Here is a 20,622-nt window from a genome sequence, read left to right on the forward strand (position 1 = left end):
CTCAGGCGGCAGCTCGCTTCGGTGGGCTGCCGCCTGTCGCGTTCCTGGGTGGCTTACCCGTTCGTGTTCCCGGTTCGTGTTCCCGGTTCGCTCAGCGTCGTACGCCGCAGGGCCTTCAGCGCCGTACGATCCGGAAGAGCCGGATCTCACGGCTTACCCGGGACTGGTACGTCGCGTACGGCGGCCAGAAGTCCAGCAGTGCCTTCCACGCCGTGTCCCGTTCCTCGCCCCGCAGGAGATGGGCGGTGACGGGGATGTCCTCGCCCTTCCAACTGATCTCGGCGTCGGGGTGGGCGAGAAGGTTGGCGGTCCAGGCGGGATGGTCGGTCCGCCCGAAGTTGGACCCGATGAGGATCCAGCTCCCCGCCGCATCCCCCGAGCCTTCCTCCGGCATGCAGGCGAGTGGCGTACGACGGGGAAGCCCACTCCTCGCGCCCCGCGCCGTGAGGATGACACCGGGCAGCATCTGGGCGCTGAGCAGGACTTTTCCGCGGGTCAGCCGGTGTATGGCGCGGTCCAGAGCGGGGACGACATGCGGCGCGATCTTCGCGAAGGCGCGGGTCGAGGACACCTTCTGGACGATCCGGACTCCCGGGAGCCGTGAGGGCTGCGGCGCCATCAGACCGCCACCTCCCCGCCCGCGAACAGCTGCGCCGCATCCGCCGCGTACGCCCGCAGCCGGTGCACCGGGCCGAGGAGCAGCTCGTCGCCGGCCGCCCGCTTGAAGTACAGGTGCGCCTCGTGCTCCCAGGTGAAGCCGATCCCGCCGTGCAGCTGGATGGCCTCGGAGGCGGTGGTGCGCAGGGCTTCCAGGGCCTGCGCGAGCGCCAGCCCGCCCACGCGCTCGTCACCCGTGGCCGTCGCCCAGGCCGCGTAGTACGCGGCCGACCGCGCCGCCTGGACCTGTACGTACAGGTCGGCCAGCCGGTGCTTCACCGCCTGGAACGACCCGATCGCGCGCCCGAACTGCTCGCGCTGCTTGACGTATTCGACGGTCCGCTCCAGTACGCGGTCGGCGGCGCCGACGGCTTCCGCGGCGAGAACGGCGGCGGCCGAGTCCCCCACGGCGGCGAGAGTGCCGGCCACATCGGCCGACTCGTCCTCACCCAGCAACTCGGCCCTCACGTCCCGGAGTTCGAGCCGGGCTCGCGGCCGGGTCTCGTCGAGGGAGGTCTGCCGTACGCGGGTCTCGTCGTGGCGGCTCTCGTCAAGGGACGTCTGCCGTACGCGGGTTCCGCCCTCGCGCACGAGGAAGAGCAGTGTGCGTGAGCGGGCGAAGCCCCCGGTGTGCGCGGCCACGAGCAGCAGGCCCGCGCCGTGCCCGTCGAGTACCTGGTCGGCCTGCCCGTACAGCCTCCACACGCCGTCGGCCCGCCGGGCCTGTACGCCCCCTGCCCGGCCGCCGCCGGCCCAGTCGCCATGGTTGTCGCCGACCAGCCCCAGTGCGGTGGCCAGGCCCGCGCCCGGCACGGCGAGGGCGGCGGTGAGCTCGCCGGAGGCGATGCGGGGGAGGAACTCCCCGCGCTGGCCCTCGGTGCCGAGCGCGAGGAGGAGCGGGGCGCTCAGTACGGCGGTCGCGAAGAGCGGTGAGGGAGCCAGGGCTCGCCCCAACTCCTCGCTGGCGAGAGCGAGTTCGGTGACGGAGCAGCCGACTCCCCCGTACGCCTCGGGAAGCGCGAGTCCGGGCAGCCCGAGTTGCTGAGCGAGGGCCTCCCAGAGTGCGGGGTCGTACCCGTCCGCGGTCCCTACGGCGGCCCTGACCTCCTCCGGGCCGCAGCGTTTGAGGAGCAGCTCACGGAGGGTGCGGCGGATCTCGTCCTGTTCCGCGGTGAAGGCGGCGTCCATCGGCGGGCTCCTCCCCGGGCCGGTTCCCCGGCTCCCGGCTCCCAGATCTGACGGGGCGTCATGTTAGAGCGACGATCAGCAGATGCACAGGGGTGTGACGCCTTCGGCCCCTGGCGCCTCCACCCCTCCCCTTTCGCTCCCTCCCGTTCCCTCCCCTTTCGCTCCCTCCCCTTCCGCGCCGTGGATCATCTGTTCCGGATGGGCTTATCTGATGTACCGTCAGATTTCATGACCTCAGGGAAGCGCAAGGTGGCAATAGTCGGCGTATCCCTCTCCGACTGCGGCCGGGTGGACGAGGCGACGCCGTACGCCCTGCACGCCCAGGCAGCTCGCCGGGCCCTCGCCGACGCCGGTCTCGACCGCTCGGTGGTGGACGGCTTCGCCTCGGCGGGCCTCGGCACGCTGGCGCCCGTCGAGGTGGCCGAGTATCTCGGCCTGCGGCCCACCTGGGTCGACTCCACCTCCGTCGGCGGCTCCACCTGGGAGGTCATGGCGGCGCACGCGGCGGACGCGATCGCCGCCGGGCACGCGAACGCGGTCCTGCTGGTGTACGGGTCCACCGCCCGCGCGGACATCAAGGCGGGGCGGCGTACGGGCAACCTGTCGTTCGGCGCGCGCGGGCCGTCGCAGTTCGAGGTTCCGTACGGTCACACGCTCATCGCCAAGTACGCGATGGCCGCGCGCCGCCACATGCACGAGTACGGCACGACGCTGGAGCAGTTGGCGTCGGTGGCGGTACAGGCTCGGGCGAACGCGGCGCTGAATCCGGACGCGATGTTCCGGGACCCGATCACCGTCGACGACGTCCTGTCGGGACCGATGATCGCTGACCCGTTCACCAAACTGCACTGCTGCATACGGTCGGACGGCGGGGCGGCGGTGTTACTGGCGGCGGAGGAGTACGTACGGGACTGTCGCGCCAGGCCTGTGTGGATCCTCGGCACCGGGGAGCACGTCTCGCACACCGCCATGTCCGAGTGGGCGGACTTCACCGTGTCACCGGCGGCGGTGAGCGGTCGGATCGCCTTCGGGCGGGCGGGGGTTCGGCCGGAGGAGGTGGATCTGGCGGAGATCTACGACGCGTTCACGTACATGACGCTCGTGACGCTGGAGGATCTCGGTTTCTGCGAGAAGGGGGAGGGGGGTGCGTTCGTGGATAGCGAGTCCGGGTCCGGGTCCGAGTCCGGGTCCGGGAAGGGGCGGCTGGCGGTCGGCGGGGAGTTTCCGGTGAACACGGACGGAGGTGGGCTGTCGGCCCAACATCCGGGTATGCGAGGGCTGTTCCTGCTGGTGGAGGCCGTCCGGCAGTTGCGGGGGGAGGCCGGGGAGCGGCAGGTGCGGAAGGCCGGCGGGCGGCTTCCGGAGGTGGCGGTGGCCTCGGGGACGGGTGGGTGGTTCTGTTCCTCGGGGACGGTGGTGTTGGGGCGGGGGTGACGGTGCCTCCGGCGGTTGGGCGGGTGGTTGGTTGTTTGTTGGGGCGCGGGTTTGTGGGGGCTGGTCGCGCAGTTCCCCGCGCCCCTGGGTTGGATGTGGGGCGGGGACGCACCGGGACATCCGAGCGCCACTCTGAGGTAGTCGGGTCAGCCGGGAAGCGTGGCGCTCGGACATCCCGGCACGTCCCCTCACGCCGAGGGCCGGGTGCGGACGGGTGGGGGCTGAGGCCCCTTCAGGGGCGCGGGGAACTGCGCGCTCAGCCCACGAGGACAGGCAGTGCAGGAACTGACCTGAGGCCCCCGATCTTTCAAGGGGCGCGGGGAACTGCGCGACAAGCCCCCACCCACCCGCAGCAAACACACCGCCCCAAGAACCCGAAAAGAACCCCCGCCCTCAGGCCCCGCAGGTCAGGGCCGGGACCGGTACGTGAGAAGGGGCAGCAGAACGCGATCGGTGATGGCCTCGAAGTCAGAGGCCTCCAGCGGCCGAGTTGGGGGTGACCGACCAGGGCAGCGTGCCGGTCGATGCCGCGCCCGTCCGCCTCCAGGCCGCCGACGCCTTCATGGCGGCCTGCGACCACGCCGGGACCGGGATGGAGGGGATGGAGGGGATGGAGGGGATGGAGGGGATGGAGGGGATGGACAGACTCGACGGGACGGACGGGGCCACCGTCACACTCGTCACCGGGACCAGCGTCGGGCGGCTCTTGAGCGGACTCGTCGCCGACACCGGCGTGGTCCTGTTGCGGGCTCCGGCGAAGACGAACAGCCGCAGGATCAGGAAGCGGCCGATGCCGGCGAGGCCGGAGGCGCTGAGGTAGACGGCCTGTTCGGTGAGCACTCCGGGCGAGGACTGGACCAGGTGCAGGATGAGCATCGCCACGGTGGTCACCGCGTAGGCGGCGGTGGCCGATCCGGCGGACTGCCAGTGCTGACGCCAGCCGGCCCGTTGCCCGGTGCCGAAGGTGAAGCGGGCGTGCAGCTCGGTGCAGAGGATGGTCGAAGCGACGGTGATCACCGCGTTCGCCACCACCCAGGGCACCCCAGCCGCCAGCAGCGCCACCGCGCCGCTGGAGAGGACCCCGATACCGCCGCCGCAGACCACGAACCGGACGAAGGCGGCGAACGGCCCGGGAGCGGCCTCGCCCACCGTCTCCGGCTTCGACGCGAGCTGCGACTCCATGGGGGTTTTCCTTCCGAGCGGCGGGGGCGTGAACCTCTGGATCAACTGGGTTCAACGATGCCGTCGTTCGCTCACCCGCACGAGTGAGCCCACACCCGAACCGATGGTGGGGCTGGCTCCACCATCGGTCGGGGGTTTCGCCTCAGTGGGCCGTCTTACCGGGCCGTCTTGTTCAGCTCTGTCCGTTGGATCCCCGGATGGAGGATTCCCGGAATACGGAGTGGGACAAGGCACGCTGAAGACGAGGACGTCCACTGTCCGCAACAACAAACCGTCAACCACCCGCACTCCGGAGGAGCCCCGCATGGCCCTGACCCGTGAAGAGCGCGAACAGTTCCTCTCCGAGCCCCACGTCGCCGCGTTCGCGGTCGACGGCGGGGCGGGACGCGCCCCGCTCACCGTGCCCATCTGGTACCAGTACGAACCCGGCGGCATCGTGTGGATCCTGACCGGACTCGACTCCCGCAAGAACCAGCGCATCGGTGCGGCGGGCCGGTTCTCCCTGATGATCGACCGGCTCGAGCCCACCATCCGGTACGTGTCGGTCGAGGGACCGGTCATCGACACAGCGCCCGCCACCCGCGAGCACCTCCATGAGCTCGCCGCCCGCTACCTCCCGGCCGGGAAGGTCGACGGCTACGTCGACTTCGCCTGGAAGGAGCACGGCGAACAGGTGATCGTCCGCATGCGGCCCGAACACTGGCTCTCGTCCGACCTCGGTACGGTGTGACGCCGGTCCCGGGTGACGTCCGAGCCGGGTCGCACGTGACAATCGGGGCATGAGTGCCGACTCTTCAGCCCTTTCCTCCGAGTTCGTCCGACTGCTGAGGTCCCAGCGGGTCTGGGACACCGAACTGCCCCACTTCACCCCGGACACGGCCCCCGCGGAGCCGCTGCCGCTCTTCGAACGGTGGTTCGCGGAGGCCGTGGCCGCCGGGCAGACCGAGCCGCACACCATGTCGCTGGCGACCTCGGACGCGGACGGGCGGCCGGACGTACGGACCGTGATGCTGCACGGTGCCGACGAGGAGGGCTGGCACTTCGCCTCGCACGCGGGCAGCCGCAAAGGACGGCAGCTCGCGGCCAGACCGTACGCCGCACTCGGCTTCTACTGGCCCGTGCAGGGCCGGCAGATCCGGGTGCGCGGCCGAGTCACCGCCGCCCCGCCCGAGGTCGCCCACGCCGACCTGCACGCCCGCTCGACCGGTGCTCTCGCCTCCGCGCTGGTGGGCCACCAGAGTGAAGTACTGGGCGACTACGAGGAGTTGGAGCGCGCCTCGAACGCCGCCTGGGACCGCGCCCAGCGCGAGCCGGACGCGCCCGTGCCGTCGTGGACGGTGTACGTGCTGGAGCCGGACGAGGTGGAGTTCTTCCAGGGGGACGCACGGCGACGGCATGTACGGCTCAACTACCGGCGGGTGGAGGGAACTTGGGTCAGGGAGCTGCTGTGGCCGTAGTCGTCCCCGGCATCGTCGTCGGTGACGCTCGCCAATTGCGCGGCTCTACGGCCGCTGCGAATCCACCGATTCCGACTTCGATTCCTACTTCGGTTCCTACTTCGGCTTCGGTTCCTGCTTCGGCGTCGGTTCCGGATCCGTGGCCAGCCGTGCGTGCAGATGCAGGTCCCGGAACGCGTCGTGCCGGCCCGCCTCGAACATCGCCCCGCGCAAGGTCCCCTCGTACGGGAATCCGCATCGCTCCGCTATCCGGCAGGACGCGTCATGGCCGAGCCCGTGGCCCAACTCCAGCCGGTGCAAGCCGAATTCGTCGAAGGCCCAACGTGCGGCCAGGGTGAGAGCGCGGGTGGCGACCTGGCGTCCGCGCGCCTCGGGCAGCACCCAGTAGCCGACCCGGGCGACTCGTATGACGTGGTCGACGTCGTTGATGCCGATGTGCCCGAGCGTCGCACCGCTGTCCGCGTCGGTGACGCAGAAGGACGCCCCAGCACCCTCCTCGGCCGCCCTGGCCCGCGCCCGCATTGACTCGCGCGCCCCGTGCCGGTCCTCGACCGGCTTGAGCGGCGTGTTCCACCGCTTGAACTCCGGGTCCGAATACCCACGCAGCCATGCCTCGACGTCCGCACCGGCCGCGACGTCCCAGGGGCGCAGCCGCAGACCGTAACCATGGAGTTCGGGGAAGGGGTGGGACGCGTGGGATTCGTACAAGCCGGTCATCGAGTCATTCAACAACGGAGGGCTGGGAGGGCCGACCGCGGGGGCGCCCCGGGCCGGCTCCCCGGCAGGGGCAGAGGCAGAGGCAGAGGCATGGGCAGAGGCAGAGGCAGAGGGCTAGGAAACGGGCCGGAACACGGGGACCGTGACCGAACCTTCCGCGCCCTCCCTGCCTTCCGCGCCCTCCGCGCTTTCCCTGCCCTCCGTGCCCTCCGTGCGGAAGGAGACCTCCAGCCCCATTCCGACCCGCAACGCCCCCTCCGCGCAGTCCACCACCTCGGTCATCATCCGCGGCCCCTCCGCCAGATCGACGACGGCGGCGACGTACGGCGTACGCGACCCGAACGGCGGCAGGTCGTTGCGGTGGACGACGGACCATGTGTAGAGCGTGGCGCGCCCGCTCGCCCGCTCCCAGGTCACGTCCTCGCTCCAGCAGTGCGGGCAGAACTCGCGGGGGTAGTGGTGGGCACGCCCGCACGCTCCGCAACGGCGCAGGAGAAGGTGCCCCTGGGCGGCCGCGTCCCAGTACGGGCGCGTGAAGGCGTCGACCTCCGGTACATCGAACCGCGCGGCCATCGGAACCACCACCCCAGCCATCAGAGGAACCAGCCCTTCTGGTCCTTGTGCCGCCAGCTCTCCGGCCACCACGGCCCGAGGCCGAAACGGAGAACAGCGACCCGTTCCGAGCCGGTGAGCCAGATCGTGTCCATACCTCACCTCGCTCCCGGCCCGTCCACAGCCACAGCCACAGCCACAGCCACAGATCTGACGATACGTCAGTTCAGCGCACGGCCAGCAGACGCGCAAGAGGCGTACGCCACTGATCCACCGGCGGGGTCTAGAACTGGACCCCGGTCGGCATCGCCCGCCCATACAACTCGTCGAGGCCGACCAGCAGTACGCCACCTCGCACGACTTCGGCGCGCAGCGCGTCGGTGAAGCCCGCGGCACTGAAACACGCCAGCCCGCAGTGCGTGGTGTCCATCCCCCGGCCGGCGAGCAGTTCCCTGGCCCGGCCGAGCCGCTCCAGATGACCGACCCCCATGACGGTGCCCCATTTCACCTCTCCGAGCAGAGCAACCGACGGCCTGCTCCCCCCGGACCCCGGTTCGACCACCGCCACGTCGATCTGAATCTGCCGACGCTCCTTGGGGTCGGTCACCACACCGCCGCCCACTTCACCCAGGGACGTACTGAGCAGGGACCGCCCTGGTCCGAGCACGTATTCACGGCACATCGCCTCGAAGTGAGGCCCGGCCACCTGCGCAGCGAAACGCTCCGCCGCCTGCCCCCACACCTCCGCGGCCTGACCGCTCTCCAGTCGCGCCCAGGAGGGACGCATGACGGCCTCATAGAAGTTGATCAGCGGTTCGGTGATGCGGTACTGCGACTTCCCGGCACGGAAGACATCCAATTCCCGCACCAGCAGGTGGCTGTCCTCCAAGACGTTGAGCGGATGCGAGATGTCGACCGATTTGCGGCCGATGTAACCCGCGATGCCGCCGCGCGTCGTATTGCCCTGCGCCACGGCAGCCAGGACCGAGTGATACAGCGCCGTGTCGCGGATGTCCGCTTCCTCGGCAAGCAGGTACCGCGCTTCACGGAAGAGGGGGCTGAGCGGCGAGAGGACCGTACGACAGATCCAGCCGTCGAAGTCGCGGAGGCTCGCGGGAACATCGTCCGCCAGGAACTGACGACGGTATGCGGGCGTACCTCCGACAACGGCATGCAGCCGGGCGGCGAGCGCGGGGTCGGTGACGCTCCAGAAGTCCGCGGCCGCTCGATACCCGAAGGGCCGCACGACGAGTTCCAGCTGTGCCCGGCCTCGCAGGGGCGCGGTACTGGCCAGGAGACCACCCATGACGGACATCGCCGAACCACACAGGAGCAGCCTCATGCGGCTCTCCTCCACCTGGAAACGGTCGATCTCGCGCTGGATGAGCGACGGGAGCTCCGGAGCGACCTTGACCAGGTACGGGAACTCGTCGATGACTACGAGAAACGGGTCGCCCGGCGGCGACCCCACCGAGGCGCCTCTCTTTCCGCGGGCGGCCAGCCCGAAGAGATAGGAGACCGCGTCGTCCCAGGTGGCGAAGGAGAAAGGTACGGGGGAACCCACGTGTTCGGCCAGGGCGGCACTGAACTGACGAAGGGACTCCGCCTCGGTTCCCGCCGTGGCGCCGAAGTAGAAGCCTCCACACTGCTCGACGAGCGCCCGCAGGAGGTAGGTCTTACCCATGCGGCGCCTCCCACTGACGATGCCGAGCATGGCGTGCGGCAGGGGGCGGCCCACAAAGGCGGTGAGCCCGTCCCATTCGGCGCCGCGGTCGTAGACGTGGGACGGCTTGCCGGGCAATGCCTGACGCTGCACGTTGACTCCTTAGGGGTGCACCCCTAAGGAGTATATCCCTAAGAAGCTACTGAGCCATCAGAGCAGGACTGAGCCACAGAGCAGGACAGTGACGATCGCGAGCCCGAGAGTCGCAACTCCCACGAATGCTCGGCCTCCACGAACCCGCGCCCACCACGCCGTCGGACGACGGCGAGGCCCTTCGCCCCACCTACGAGCAGCACCTCACCCGGCTGGGCCTGTCGATCAGGGACGTGAGCTCCTGGCGCCCTCCCGCGCCAAGACGAGGCAGGCCCCGCAAGGGCGCACAGTGTCGCGCCCCCGTCTCACACCACACCGAACTCACACGTTCCATGAGACCTACGCCACGAGTTCCACACACCCCTCCTACAGTCGTGATCTATTCGCAACCGATTCCCGGCTTGACCGAGACCCATCAAGTCACGACGTGAATACGCTCAGGCACATGGCCGACTCGAATGGCGACTCCACACCGCCCGCGGACCCCGCGGTACCGACCCACCACGACCGCCCCGTGTACGTCATCGGGGGCGGCCCGGGCGGCCTCGCCGCGGCGTACGCGTTGCGCGCCCACGGCGTTCGGGCCGTCGTGCTCGAGAAGTCCGAGCAGGTCGGGGCGTCCTGGCGGCGGCACTACGACCGCCTGCACCTGCACACCACGCGGCGGCTGTCTGGGCTGCCGGGACTTCGCATGCCGCGCTCGTTCGGGCGGTGGGTGTCGCGGGACAACGTGGTGCGGTACCTGGAGAAGTACGCCGAGCACCACGAGCTGGAGATCGTCACCGGGGTCGAGGTCTCCCGCGTGGAGCCCTTGGGCGACGGCAGCGGGTGGCTGCTGCACGCCACCGGCGGACGTGAGCTGACGGGCAGCGCGGTCGTGGTCGCCACCGGCTACAACCACACGCCGCGCGTGCCGGAATGGCCCGGCCGCGACGCGTACAAGGGCGAGCTGCTGCACGCCGGCGAGTACCGCAACCCCGCCCCCTACGCCGGCCGCGACGTCCTCGTCGTCGGCGTCGGCAACACCGGTGCCGAGATCGCCGTCGACCTCGTCGAGGGCGGGGCCCAGCGGGTACGGCTCTCGGTGCGGACCGCGCCGCACATCGTGCGCCGGTCGACGGCCGGCTGGGCGGCCCAGAACACCGCGGTCCTCGTACGGCGGCTACCGGTCGGCCTGGTGGACCGGATGGCCCGGCCGCTGGCGAAACTCAGCGTGCCGGACCTGTCGGCGAAGGGGCTCCCCCGGCCCGACACCGGCCTCTACTCGCGCGTGAACGAGGGGTCCATTCCCGTCCAGGACGTCGGCCTCATCGACGCCGTCCGGAAAGGGCGGGTCGAGGTCGTGGCTGCGGTCGACGGGTTCGAGGACGGCAAGGTCGTCCTCGCGAACGGCGACCGGATCGGCCCGGACGTCGTCATCGCCGCGACCGGCTACCGGCGCGCGCTGGAAGGCATCGTCGGCCACCTCGACGTACTCGACGGGCGAGGTCGCCCCGTCGTGCACGGCGCCCGCACACCGAAGAACGCCCGCGGCCTGTACTTCACCGGCTTCACCAACCCCATCAGCGGCATGCTCCGCGAACTGGCCATCGACGCCGAGAAGATCGCGCGGGCGATCGCACGCGACGCGGAGCGAAGGCATCCGTCCCGCATCACACCCTGAGCCACCCCCGGCGGGTCCGCCGATGCCCACGATGCCCACCGACGTTGCCGACGCCCGCCAGGTCCTGGCGGGTCCTGGCGGATTCGGACGGGACCTGGCGGGTTCTGGCGGTCCTGGCAGATTCAGGCAGGCTCGGGTTCTCGCGGGTTCGAGTTCTCGCGGGACCTGGAAGGTTCGGACGGATCCTGACAGGTTCGGACGGGTCCTGGCGGGTTCAGGCAGGTCCTGGCAGATTCAGGCCGGTTCGGGTTCTCGCGGGTTCGGGTTCTCGCAGGTTCGGGTTCTCGCAGGTTCAGGTTCTCGCGGGTTCGAGTTCTCGCGGGTTCGAGTTCTCGCGGGACCTGGAAGGTTCGGACGGATCCTGACAGGTTCGGACGGATCCTGACAGGTTCGGACGGGTCCTGGCGGGTTCAGGCAGGTCCTGGCAGATTCAGGCCGGTTCGGGTTCTCGCGGGTTCGGGTTCTCGCAGGTTCGGGTTCTCGCGGGACCTGGCGGGTGTAGCGGGTGCGGCTTTCGGATGGGTTCTGCCGCGCCCTGACGGGCTCTCTTGGGTCCCGACCCAGTTCCTGGCGTCTCCGGCGACGGCCGCAGAGTTCCGGTGACGGCCATAGCGGGTACGAACCCATGTACGGCTCCTTTCGCCCGCCACACGTTTTCGTGCGTGGAGCCCGGTGCCCGCCACAAGTTCTTTGCGTGCAGACCAGTTCCTGACGTGGCGTCAGTTCCAGTAATCTGACACTGCGTCAGTTATTGGCAGCCACACAGGAGCGGGCGGACCGATGCTTGGATCAACCCACGGCACCCTCACCACCGACTCCCGCCGGGCTCGGGTCACCGCCTGCGGCGAGCAACCGGCACCTGCCGTGCACGGCAGGCCTGCCGCCACCGACGACCTCGACGTCAGCGGCCGGCCGCTGTACGCCGGCGTACCCGACCTCGACCGCTTCTTCCGGCCCGAGTCCGTGGCCGTCATCGGCGCCTCGGACACCGAGGGGCGGCCGAACACCGGTATCACCCAGCAGTTGCTGGCCTGGGCCGAGCGGGTCGGCGCGCGACTGCACCCGGTGCATCCCACGCGTCAGTCCGTCTTCGGCATACCGTGCGTCCCTTCTGTCGCGGACCTGCCCGAGCAGGTCGACCTGGCCGTGCTGCTGATCTCCGATCCCCTTCCCGTGATCGAGGAACTCGCCGAGGCCAAAGTGAAGTTCGCGGTCGCCTTCGCCTCCGGGTTCGCCGAGACCGGGGCGGAGGGTGCCGCCGCGCAGGCCCGGCTCACCGCCGCCGTGGAGCGCTCCGGGCTACGGCTGCTCGGGCCGAACACCAACCTCAACGCCTTCGAGAAGTTCCGCGACGACCTGGACGGACCGGCGATCGCGCTGATCACCCAGTCCGGGCACCAGGGGCGTCCCGTCTTCACGATGCAGGAACTCGGCGTACGGCTCTCGCACTGGGCGCCCACCGGCAACGAGGCCGACCTGGAAACCGCCGACTTCATCTCCTACTTCGCCGAGCGGCCGGAGGTCGGTGCCATCGCCTGCTACGTCGAAGGGCTGAAGGACGGCCGCTCCTTCCTCCTCGCCGCCGACCGGGCCGCCCGGCGCGGTGTCCCCGTCGTCGCGGTCAAGGTCGGCCGCACGGAGACCGGGGCCCGGACGGCCGCCTCACACACCGGCAAGCTGACCGGCGCCGACGCGGTGGTGGACGCGGCGATGCGGCAGTACGGCGTGATCCGCGTCGACGGCCTCGACGAACTCCAGGACACCGCCGCCCTGTTGGCCCGCGCCCGCACCCACACGCTGACCACGGGCGCCGACGGTGTCGTCGTCTATTCGATCTCGGGCGGCACGGGCGCGCACTTCTCCGACCTGGCGACGGAGGCGGGGCTGCGGCTGCCCCGGCTTTCGGAGGACAAGCAGGCCGAGCTGCACCAGTGGATACCCGAGTACCTCGACGTCGCCAACCCCGTCGACAACGGCGGGCACCCGGTCGGCGACTGGCGCGGCCGCAAGATCATCGACGCGATCCTCGCCGACCCGTCGGTCGGTGTGCTGATCTGCCCCATCACCGGGCCCTTCCCTCCGATGAGCGACAAGCTGGCGCAGGATCTGGTGGACGCGGCGGAACAGACGGACAAGCTGGTGTGCGTGGTGTGGGGGTCGCCGGTCGGCACCGAGTCCGCGTACCGCGACACGCTGCTGGGCTCGTCGCGCGTCGCCACGTTCCGCACGTTCGCGAACTGCATCACGGCCGTCCGCGCCCACCTCGACCATGCCCGGTTCACCTCCTTCTACCGCTCCCCTTTCGACGAGGCGCCGCGCACCCACTCGCCGTCCTTCCGCAAGGCGCAGGCCCTCATGCGTCCGGGACAGCAGCTGAGCGAACACGCGGCGAAGCAGCTTCTGCGCGCGTACGGGATCCGGGTGCCGCGCGAGCAGTTGGTGACCAGCGCGGCGGCGGCCGTCCGGGCGGCCGGGCTCGTCGGCTACCCCGTCGTCATGAAGGCCTCCGGCGCGCAGCTCGCCCACAAGACCGAACTCGGCCTCGTGAAGATCGGCTTGACCTCCGCCAGCCAGGTCCGGGACGCCTACCGGGAGATGACCGACATCGCCCGCTACGAGGACGTCTCGCTCGACGGTGTCCTGGTCTGCCAGATGGTCGAGCCCGGTGTCGAGATGGTCGTGGGCGTCACGCACGACGAGCTCTTCGGACCCACCGTGACGGTCGGACTCGGCGGCGTGCTCGTCGAGGTGCTGCGGGACACGGCCGTACGCGTGCCGCCGTTCGGCGAGGACCAGGCGCGGGACATGCTCTCCGAGCTCCGGGGGCGCGCACTCCTCGACGGAGTCCGCGGTCGTCCTCCGGCCGACCTCGACGCGCTGGTCGAGGTCGTGCTGCGAGTCCAGCGTATGGCTCTCGAACTCGACGGGGAGTTGGCGGAGCTCGACATCAATCCGCTGATGGTGCTGCCGCGGGGGCAGGGGGCGGTGGCCCTGGACGCGCTGGCGGTGTGCCGCTGACGGTTGCCTCCGGCGGTTGGGCGGTTGGGTTGTTTGTTTGTCTGCGGGTGGGTGGGGGCTGGTCGCGCAGTTCCCCGCCCCTTGGGTGTGTGGGGGGTCGGGGTCGCGTCGGGACATCCGACCGCCGCTCTGAGGTAGTCGGGTTGGCCGGGAAGCGCGGCGCTCGGACGCCCCGGCACGCCCCCTCACGCCGACGGAAGGCTGCGGATGGGTGGGGGCTGAGGGCCCCGTCAGGGGCGCGGGGAACTGCGCGACCAGCCGCTGACGGCCCGCACCATAGGAACCGGCGCGAGGCACCGCTTTTAGGGGCGCGGGGAACTGCGCGACAAGCCCCCACCCACCCGCACTGTACGAACCGACCTGAGGCGCGCTTTCAGGGGCGCGGGGAACTGCGCACCCGGCCCCCACCAGCCCGCACCAAACAATCGCCCCACCGCCGGAGACACTCACACCCACGTACGAAACGGAGAACCCCATGTCCGCCACCACCCCCCGCGAATCCCTTGACTCATTGGTACTTCACGCCACTGACAATCAGGTCTCCTGGATCACCCTCAACCGCCCCGAAGCCATGAACGCCATCACCTCCGACCAGCGAGAACGCCTGATTCAACTTCTCGCCGAAGCCTCTACCGACCCCGACGTACGGGCCGTCGTGATCACCGCGACGGGCCGCGGCTTCTGCGCGGGTGCGGACCTGCGCGGCGGTCCGCCCAGCGGGGACCGCGTCGCCGGCGACGTAAGCCGAGTCATCCGCCTCGGCGCACAACGCCTGATCTCCGCGGTCCTCGACTGCGAGAAGCCGGTGATCGCCGCGGTGAACGGCACGGCGGCCGGAATCGGCGCCCACCTCGCATACGCCTGCGACCTGGTCGTCGCCGCCGAGTCGGCCAGGTTCATCGAGGTGTTCGTACGCCGTGGCCTGGTTCCGGACGGCGGCGGCGCGTATCTCCTCCCCCGCCTGATCGGCCCACAACGGGCGAAGGAGCTGATGTTCTTCGGCGATGCCCTGACCGCCGCGGACGCGGAACGCCTCGGCCTCGTCAACCGTGTCGTACCGGCCGAGGACCTGGAAAAGACGGCCCGCACCTGGGCCGAACGCCTCGCCACCGGCCCGACCAGGGCCCTCGCCCTCACGAAACAACTGGTGAACGCATCCCTGGACACCGACCGCGCCACCGCCTTCGCCACCGAGGCCACCGCGCAGGAGATCAACATGACGACGACGGACGCGAACGAGGGGGTGGCGGCGTTCGTGAAGCGCCGCGGACCGGAGTTCCGAGGCCGCTGAGCATCCCATCCCCCAGGCCCGCTCCGGCCCTTCGCACCGCTCCAGGGCTTCCTATCTGACGTACCGTCAGCTTCAATGGGTGATGTGATGGGACACGCAGGAATGGCCGCCGCAGCAGTCCGCTACCTCAGGTCAGCCGGAGCCCCGACGGCCGCGGGCCCCGTCGAACCACTGCCGCGCCCGGATCTGCGCGCCGTCGGCGACGACGAGCGAACCCCGATCCATCCCGCCGAATTCCGGCGCGTACTGGGCAACTTCGCGACCGGCGTGACGGTCGTCACCGCACCGGCCACCACACCCGAAGCCGAAGACGACCCCACCGGCCTGGCCCGCCTGACCGGCCCCGCCGGCTTCGCCTGCCAGTCCTTCTCCTCCCTCTCACTCGACCCGCCACTCGTCGCCTTCATGGTCGGCCGTACGTCGACCACCTGGCCGCGCATCGCCCGCGCGGGCGTCTTCTGCGTGAACGTCCTGGGCGCCCACCAGGGCGAGTTGTGCCGGGGCTTCGCGGTGAGCGGAACGGACAAGTTCGCCGGGGTCGAGTACGACGCGGCGCCGGTCTCCGGCTCCCCACGCCTCGCGGGCGCCCCCGCGTGGATCGACTGCACGATCCACGCCATGCACACGGGCGGCGACCACCTGATCGTGGTGGGACGGGTGGACGCACTGGGTACGTCCGACGATGCCGACGACACCCCGCTGCTGTTCCACCGGGGCCGGTTCGGCCGGTTCGGCCCGCTCACGGACTGACGGTTGCCGGACTGGCGTCCAGAACCGGCCGCCGCCGAATCACCAAGGCCATCAGCGCCGCCGCCGCGCACAGCGCCCCGGAGGCGTACCACATCACGTCGTACGAGCCGAAGGTGTCCCGAGCGATGCCCCCGAGCAACGCGACGAGGGCGGCACCCACCTGGTGGGAGGCCAGGACCCAGCCGAACACGATGGCGCTGTCGTCGCCGAAATGCTCGCGGCAGAGGGCGATGGTGGGCGGGACCGTGGCGACCCAGTCGAGACCGTAGAAGACGATGAAGAAGATCATCGGGGGGTGGACGCTCGGTGCGAGGAGCATCGGGAGGAAGAGGAGCGACACGCCGCGCAGGGCGTAGTAGACCGCCAGCAGTCGTCGCGGCTCGAAGCGGTCCGTGAACCAGCCGGAGGCGATCGTGCCGACGACGTCGAAGACGCCGATGACCGCGAGCAGCGACGCGGCCGCCGTGATGGGCATGCCGTGATCGTGGGCCGCGGGCACGAAGTGGGTCTGGATCAGGCCGTTCGTCGAGGCCCCGCAGATCGCGAACGTACCGGCCAGCAGCCAGAACGGACCGGTGCGCGCCGCCGAGAAGAGGACCTTCACCGCCCGCCGCGCCGCCCCGGGCATGGGCGGCGGCTTCTCGACGAACTCCGTCGCCCCGTACGGCTTCAGTCCCACGTCCGCCGGGTGGTCCCGCAGCAGCAGCCACACGAAGGGGACGACCGCGAGGGCCGCCAGCGAGACCGTCACCGCCGCCGGACGCCAGTCGTGCTCCGACACGATCCACGACAACACCGGCAGGAAGATCAACTGGCCTGAGGCCGAGGCCGCCGTGAGGATGCCCGTCACCAGGCCGCGCCGCTCGGTGAACCAGCGGTTCGTGACGGTCGCGGCGAAGGCCAGCGCCATCGAACCCGAACCCAGGCCGACCAACAGCCCCCAGCACAGCAGCAGTTGCCATGCCGCCGTCATCCACACCGTGGCACCCGAGCCGAGCGCGATCACCACCAGGGCGAGCGCGACCACCCGCCGGATGCCGAACCGGTCCATCAGCGCGGCGGCGAACGGCGCCGTGAGACCGTACAGCGCGAGGTTGATGGAGACCGCGAGACCGATCGTGCCGCGCGACCAGTGGAACTCCTGGTGCAACGGGTCGATCAGCAGCCCGGGCAGCGACCGGAAAGCCGCGGCCCCGATGATCGTCACGAAGGTAACGGCGGCCACGAACCACGCCCGGTGCACCCGAGTGCGACGCCTTCCGGTCTCGGACTCCCGAGCGGCTGCGACCACGGCAGCGGCTTCAGATGCGGAGGCGGATGCGGCTCCGGATGCGGTGCCAGGTGCCGCTTCGGCCGCGGCATCGGATGTCTGTGTCACGTCATAGAGCTTCCGGCCCGTGAGCCCCACGAGCGAGTGGCCCGAAGGACATCATTCGCTAGGATCGGGCCATGGGTACCTACACGGGAACGGGCACGCACACGGATACTCAGACCCCTCTCCGTCCACACGGTCGACACCGTCGGCACCGCGTCGTCGTCCTCGCCCTGGACGGCCTCCTCCCCTTCGAGCTGGGCATTCCGCAACGGATCTTCGGTCGCGCCCGCGACGCGGAGGGCCGGAAGCTGTACGAGCTCGTCACCTGCTCGATCCGGCCGCCGGGCCCGGTCGAGACGGACGCCGACTTCTCCGTGCTCGTCGAGAACGGGCCTGAGGCCCTGGCCACCGCCGACACCGTCGTCGTCCCGGCCTTCTACGACCGCGGCCCGGTCCACGACGAGGGCGTGGTCACCGAGGAACTGGCCGCCGCCCTCGCGCACATCCGGCCCGGCACCCGGCTCGTCTCCATCTGCACGGGCGGATACGTCCTCGCCGCCGCCGGATACCTCGACGGCCGCCCGGCGACCACGCACTGGTCCTCCGCCGAGCACTTCCAGCGCCTCTTCCCGAAGGTCCGGGTCGACGCGGACGTGCTGTTCATCGACGACGGCGACGTGCTGACCTCCGCCGGTGTCGCGGCCGGCATCGACCTGTGCATCCACATCGTGCGCCGCGACCACGGCACGGCCGTCGCCAACGAGGTGGCCCGCCGCACGGTCGTACCGCCGCACCGCGACGGCGGACAGGCGCAGTACATCCAACGCCCCGTGCCCGAGCCGCAGTTGGCCACCACGACCGCCGCCCGCGCCTGGGCCCTGAGCCGTCTGCACGAGCCGATCCAGCTCCGCGACATGGCCGAGCAGGAGTCCATGTCGGTACGCACCTTCACGCGCCGCTTCCGCGAGGAGGCCGGCGTCAGCCCCGGCCAGTGGCTCACCCAGCAACGTGTCGAACGCGCCCGGCACCTCCTCGAATCCACCGACCTCGGCATCGACCAGGTGGCCCACGACTCCGGCTTCGGCACGGCCCAGTCGATGCGCCAGCACCTACAGTCGGCGCTCGGAGTCACGCCGACCGCGTATCGCCGTACCTTCCGATCGGACAACCTCGCGTCCAACCTGGTCTCCGGCGCCGGAAGTTGACGGCGCCTCTCCCGCCCGGCCCCGCTCGCCCCACGCGCCTATGAGGGCCAGCACCATCGTCAGCCCCACCCCCGCCAGGATCGCCGTCGAGGGCGCCACGACCTGGAGCAGGGCGCCCGCGAAGGAACCGGTCGCGGCGTAACCGGCGCCCACGGCCGCGTACATCACGGAGTAGCCCGCGGCCAGGGCGCTCGGCGGGAGGGCCTCGCGCAGGGCGACGTTGCGGGTGAGCGTCGCGCCCGCCTGGAACATGCCCGCGGCGACCAGGGCAACGGCCATCCAGGCGAGGTCCGGTATCAGCGCGACCAGCGCCACACAGGCCGAGACGCCGGTCATCAGCACCAGACTTCGCGTACGCAGCTGTCCCGGCCAGGAACGCAGCCCGTAGACGAACGCACCGACCGCCGAGCCGAGGGAGAACCCGACGAGCAGCGGGCCCGACCAGCCGACACCTGTGCCGCGCTGCTCCATGAGTGCGGGCAGCACGAGTTCGGCGAGGGCGAGCAGGGAGAGGCTGGCCGCACCCGTGAAGTACACCGGCCAGGCCCGGACCAGGATGCGCACCATCGACTCGCCGTCGCGGTCCGTCTCGTCCGCCGACCAGCCCGTCGGCAGCGCCCACAGACCCCCCACCGAGGCCGCCATCAGGGCAGCCGCCAGCAGCAGCGGAACCCAGGGGGCGACTCCGAGCGCGAATCCCGCGACCGCGGCCGGCGACAGGGCCCATATGACTGAGGTCAACACCGACTCGAGCGAAAGCGCCTGTGCGACGGACCGCTCCGGAACCAGTTCGGTCAGCAGCGTCCGCAGGCCCCCGGTCACGGCCGCCGGAGCGGAGCCCGCGACCAATGCGAACGCGCCGAGTACCACCGGGTGTGCCTCCGGCAGCGCGCCCAGTCCCGCGAAGCCGACGGCCCCCACCACCAGGCCCAGGGCCAGCTGTGGGCGGGCCCGCTCCGGCCGCATCCGCATGCCGAGCAGCGGTGCGCCGACGATCTCGCCGATCACGTACACCGCCGCGAGGATCGCGCCCAGCGTGTAGCCGCCGGGGCGCTCGCGCACGAGGAACACGAGGGCGAGGGGTGCCATGGCCACCGGCATTCTCGCGCCGATGGCCACAAGCGCCCAGGTCAGCACCCGTTTGGAGGCGACATCGCGGTAGGTCATGGCGACGACGTTATGGGACGGCACTGACAGCGGCCCACAGGATTTCCGGCCCTGTGGACAACTCCGCGTGCCGGACATCGGCGCCCCTGACCAGACCTCGGCGACAGCGACAGCGACAGCGACAGCGACTCGACCTCGCCATCACCGCGACGTCAAAACGTCAGCACCGCCCGAGCCACCCGCCCCGCATGCGCGTCCGCCGCCGCCTTCTCGAAGTCCTCCACCGGATACGTCTGCGTCACCAACTCGTCCAGCAGCAGCCGCCCTTCCCGGTACAGCTCCGCGTACAGCGCGATGTCCCGTTGCGGGCGCGACGAGCCGTAGCGGCAGCCGAGGATGGACTTGTCGAGGTACATCGACGAGACGAGGAAGGACGCCTCGGCCGTCGCCGGGGGAACCCCGAGGAGGACCGCCTGGCCGTGTCGGTCCAGCAGGTCGATGGCCTGGCGGATGAGTTCCACGCGGCCGACGCACTCGAAGGCGTGGTCCGCGCCCGTGGGGAGGATGTCCTTCACCCCCTCCGTCGAGGGCAGGAAGTGCGTCGCCCCGAACTGCCGCGCCGTCGCCTCCTTCGCCGGGTTGGCATCCACCGCGACGATCTTCAGCGCACCGGCGATCCGTGCTCCCTGGATCACATTGAGCCCGATCCCGCCCGTGCCGATGACGACCACGCTCTCCCCGTGATCCACCCGCGCACGGTTGAGCACGGCACCGACCCCGGTCAGCACCCCGCACCCGATCAGCGCGGCGCAGGCCATCGGAATGTCCTTCGGGATCCGGACCGCCTGCACGGCCTTCACCAACGTCCGTTCCGCGAAGGCCGAGTTGGAAGCGAACTGGTACACGGGCCGACCGTCACGCGTGAACGGCTGGGCCGGCCTCCCGATCGCCTTCCGGCACATCGTCGGCCGTCCCCGGTCGCACTGTGCGCACGCACCGCAGTTCGCGAGCGTGGACAAGGAGACATGATCTCCGGGCTGAACATGGGTGACGCCCACACCCACCGCCTCGACCACACCCGCGCCCTCATGGCCGAGCACCACAGGAACCGGGAAAGGTATGGTCCCGTCCACCACCGACAGATCGCTGTGGCACAGCCCGGCCGCCGCGATCGCGACCTGCACCTCGCCGGGCCCGGGGTCTCGTACCTCCAAGTCGTCCACGACCTGGGTCTGCTTCCCGTCGAAGACCACACCTCGAAAGACCCCAC

Annotated in this window: 16 protein-coding genes and 2 pseudogenes; 8 read left to right on the top strand and 10 right to left on the bottom strand. The window is 70.6% G+C overall.

Features of this window, described 5'->3' with window-relative positions:
* Positions 1-115: 115 nt before the first annotated feature.
* Entirely contained in the window at positions 116-619 is a 504-nt protein-coding gene (locus ACTWQR_RS07965; RefSeq protein WP_443226212.1) for a nitroreductase family deazaflavin-dependent oxidoreductase, read from the bottom strand.
* Positions 619-1,845 carry an acyl-CoA dehydrogenase family protein gene (locus ACTWQR_RS07970; RefSeq protein ID WP_443226213.1) on the bottom strand — a complete coding sequence of 409 codons (1,227 nt, stop codon included), beginning with the start codon at positions 1,843-1,845 and terminating at the stop codon, positions 619-621. The genes ACTWQR_RS07965 and ACTWQR_RS07970 overlap by 1 nt, the downstream gene beginning before the upstream one ends.
* Positions 1,846-2,073: 228 nt before the next feature.
* On the opposite strand from ACTWQR_RS07970, the gene ACTWQR_RS07975 reads away from it, so the two are divergent.
* A complete protein-coding gene (locus ACTWQR_RS07975) occupies positions 2,074-3,279 on the top strand; it encodes a thiolase C-terminal domain-containing protein (RefSeq protein ID WP_443226214.1) in 1,206 nt (401 codons plus the stop codon).
* Between the two features lie 735 nt (positions 3,280-4,014).
* On the opposite strand, the pseudogene ACTWQR_RS07980 reads toward ACTWQR_RS07975, so the two are convergent.
* A pseudogene (locus tag ACTWQR_RS07980) lies at positions 4,015-4,461 on the bottom strand (GtrA family protein); the annotation flags it as partial.
* A 304-nt stretch (positions 4,462-4,765) separates the two neighbouring features.
* On the opposite strand from ACTWQR_RS07980, the gene ACTWQR_RS07985 reads away from it, so the two are divergent.
* Positions 4,766-5,191, top strand: a complete 426-nt coding sequence (locus tag ACTWQR_RS07985) for a pyridoxamine 5'-phosphate oxidase family protein (RefSeq protein ID WP_443226215.1) — start codon at positions 4,766-4,768, stop codon at positions 5,189-5,191.
* Between the two features lie 49 nt (positions 5,192-5,240).
* Complete coding sequence (locus tag ACTWQR_RS07990) at positions 5,241-5,918, top strand: pyridoxine/pyridoxamine 5'-phosphate oxidase (protein WP_443226216.1); 678 nt, start codon at positions 5,241-5,243, stop codon at positions 5,916-5,918.
* Between the two features lie 96 nt (positions 5,919-6,014).
* On the opposite strand, the gene ACTWQR_RS07995 is transcribed toward ACTWQR_RS07990, so the two are convergent.
* The 4 genes and pseudogenes from ACTWQR_RS07995 to ACTWQR_RS08010 form a co-directional block, all read right to left on the bottom strand.
* Positions 6,015-6,635, bottom strand: coding sequence for a GNAT family N-acetyltransferase (locus ACTWQR_RS07995; RefSeq protein WP_443226217.1), 621 nt, complete (start codon positions 6,633-6,635; stop codon positions 6,015-6,017).
* Positions 6,636-6,749: 114 nt separating this feature from the next.
* On the bottom strand, positions 6,750-7,208 hold the full coding sequence (locus ACTWQR_RS08000) for a Zn-ribbon domain-containing OB-fold protein (protein WP_443226218.1): 459 nt from the start codon (positions 7,206-7,208) through the stop codon (positions 6,750-6,752).
* Between the two features lie 26 nt (positions 7,209-7,234).
* Positions 7,235-7,342, bottom strand: a pseudogene (locus ACTWQR_RS08005) (DoxX family protein); the annotation flags it as partial.
* Between the two features lie 128 nt (positions 7,343-7,470).
* The gene (locus ACTWQR_RS08010) at positions 7,471-8,871 is read right to left on the bottom strand and encodes an AAA family ATPase (protein ID WP_443226310.1); all 1,401 of its coding nucleotides are present in this window, start codon (positions 8,869-8,871) and stop codon (positions 7,471-7,473) included.
* A 577-nt stretch (positions 8,872-9,448) separates the two neighbouring features.
* Between ACTWQR_RS08010 and ACTWQR_RS08015 the strand changes: the two genes are divergently transcribed.
* From ACTWQR_RS08015 to ACTWQR_RS08030, 4 genes are all read left to right on the top strand, one after another.
* Positions 9,449-10,666 (top strand): flavin-containing monooxygenase, encoded by a 1,218-nt coding sequence (locus ACTWQR_RS08015; protein ID WP_443226219.1) that lies wholly within the window; start codon positions 9,449-9,451, stop codon positions 10,664-10,666.
* A 780-nt stretch (positions 10,667-11,446) separates the two neighbouring features.
* Entirely contained in the window at positions 11,447-13,684 is a 2,238-nt protein-coding gene (locus ACTWQR_RS08020; RefSeq protein WP_443226220.1) for an acetate--CoA ligase family protein, read from the top strand.
* A gap of 475 nt (positions 13,685-14,159) precedes the next feature.
* Positions 14,160-14,975, top strand: a complete 816-nt coding sequence (locus ACTWQR_RS08025) for an enoyl-CoA hydratase/isomerase family protein (RefSeq protein ID WP_443226221.1) — start codon at positions 14,160-14,162, stop codon at positions 14,973-14,975.
* A gap of 102 nt (positions 14,976-15,077) precedes the next feature.
* Positions 15,078-15,725 carry a flavin reductase family protein gene (locus ACTWQR_RS08030; RefSeq protein WP_443226222.1) on the top strand — a complete coding sequence of 216 codons (648 nt, stop codon included), beginning with the start codon at positions 15,078-15,080 and terminating at the stop codon, positions 15,723-15,725.
* On the opposite strand, the gene ACTWQR_RS08035 is transcribed toward ACTWQR_RS08030, so the two are convergent.
* Positions 15,715-17,016, bottom strand: coding sequence for an MFS transporter (locus tag ACTWQR_RS08035; RefSeq protein ID WP_443226223.1), 1,302 nt, complete (start codon positions 17,014-17,016; stop codon positions 15,715-15,717). The two genes, ACTWQR_RS08030 and ACTWQR_RS08035, sit on opposite strands and share 11 nt — an antisense overlap.
* Positions 17,017-17,174: 158 nt before the next feature.
* On the opposite strand from ACTWQR_RS08035, the gene ACTWQR_RS08040 reads away from it, so the two are divergent.
* Positions 17,175-18,245 carry a GlxA family transcriptional regulator gene (locus ACTWQR_RS08040; RefSeq protein WP_443226224.1) on the top strand — a complete coding sequence of 357 codons (1,071 nt, stop codon included), beginning with the start codon at positions 17,175-17,177 and terminating at the stop codon, positions 18,243-18,245.
* Here ACTWQR_RS08040 and ACTWQR_RS08045 read toward each other — a convergent pair.
* Together ACTWQR_RS08045 and ACTWQR_RS08050 are read right to left on the bottom strand one after the other, a co-directional pair.
* Positions 18,150-19,412 carry an MFS transporter gene (locus tag ACTWQR_RS08045; protein ID WP_443226225.1) on the bottom strand — a complete coding sequence of 421 codons (1,263 nt, stop codon included), beginning with the start codon at positions 19,410-19,412 and terminating at the stop codon, positions 18,150-18,152. The genes ACTWQR_RS08040 and ACTWQR_RS08045 overlap by 96 nt on opposite strands.
* 152 nt (positions 19,413-19,564) lie before the next feature.
* Positions 19,565-20,605: a Zn-dependent alcohol dehydrogenase gene (locus tag ACTWQR_RS08050; RefSeq protein ID WP_443226311.1), complete on the bottom strand. Its 1,041-nt coding sequence runs from the start codon at positions 20,603-20,605 to the stop codon at positions 19,565-19,567.
* Positions 20,606-20,622: the final 17 nt, after the last annotated feature.

The sequence above is a fragment of the Streptomyces sp. 2A115 genome (assembly GCF_052245575.1).
GTDB lineage: Bacteria > Actinomycetota > Actinomycetes > Streptomycetales > Streptomycetaceae > Streptomyces.

Bases quoted from the DNA above. Each gene is read 5' to 3' on its own strand.
- ACTWQR_RS07965 (WP_443226212.1), bottom strand. From the start codon at position 619: ATGGCGCCGCAGCCCTCACGGCTCCCGGGAGTCCGGATCGTCCAGAAG.
- ACTWQR_RS07970 (WP_443226213.1), bottom strand. From the start codon at position 1,845: ATGGACGCCGCCTTCACCGCGGAACAGGACGAGATCCGCCGCACCCTC.
- ACTWQR_RS07975 (WP_443226214.1), top strand. From the start codon at position 2,074: ATGACCTCAGGGAAGCGCAAGGTGGCAATAGTCGGCGTATCCCTCTCC.
- ACTWQR_RS07985 (WP_443226215.1), top strand. From the start codon at position 4,766: ATGGCCCTGACCCGTGAAGAGCGCGAACAGTTCCTCTCCGAGCCCCAC.
- ACTWQR_RS07990 (WP_443226216.1), top strand. From the start codon at position 5,241: ATGAGTGCCGACTCTTCAGCCCTTTCCTCCGAGTTCGTCCGACTGCTG.
- ACTWQR_RS07995 (WP_443226217.1), bottom strand. From the start codon at position 6,635: ATGACCGGCTTGTACGAATCCCACGCGTCCCACCCCTTCCCCGAACTC.
- ACTWQR_RS08000 (WP_443226218.1), bottom strand. From the start codon at position 7,208: ATGGCCGCGCGGTTCGATGTACCGGAGGTCGACGCCTTCACGCGCCCG.
- ACTWQR_RS08010 (WP_443226310.1), bottom strand. From the start codon at position 8,871: ATGGGTAAGACCTACCTCCTGCGGGCGCTCGTCGAGCAGTGTGGAGGC.
- ACTWQR_RS08015 (WP_443226219.1), top strand. From the start codon at position 9,449: ATGGCCGACTCGAATGGCGACTCCACACCGCCCGCGGACCCCGCGGTA.
- ACTWQR_RS08020 (WP_443226220.1), top strand. From the start codon at position 11,447: ATGCTTGGATCAACCCACGGCACCCTCACCACCGACTCCCGCCGGGCT.
- ACTWQR_RS08025 (WP_443226221.1), top strand. From the start codon at position 14,160: ATGTCCGCCACCACCCCCCGCGAATCCCTTGACTCATTGGTACTTCAC.
- ACTWQR_RS08030 (WP_443226222.1), top strand. From the start codon at position 15,078: ATGGCCGCCGCAGCAGTCCGCTACCTCAGGTCAGCCGGAGCCCCGACG.
- ACTWQR_RS08040 (WP_443226224.1), top strand. From the start codon at position 17,175: ATGGGTACCTACACGGGAACGGGCACGCACACGGATACTCAGACCCCT.
- ACTWQR_RS08045 (WP_443226225.1), bottom strand. From the start codon at position 19,412: ATGACCTACCGCGATGTCGCCTCCAAACGGGTGCTGACCTGGGCGCTT.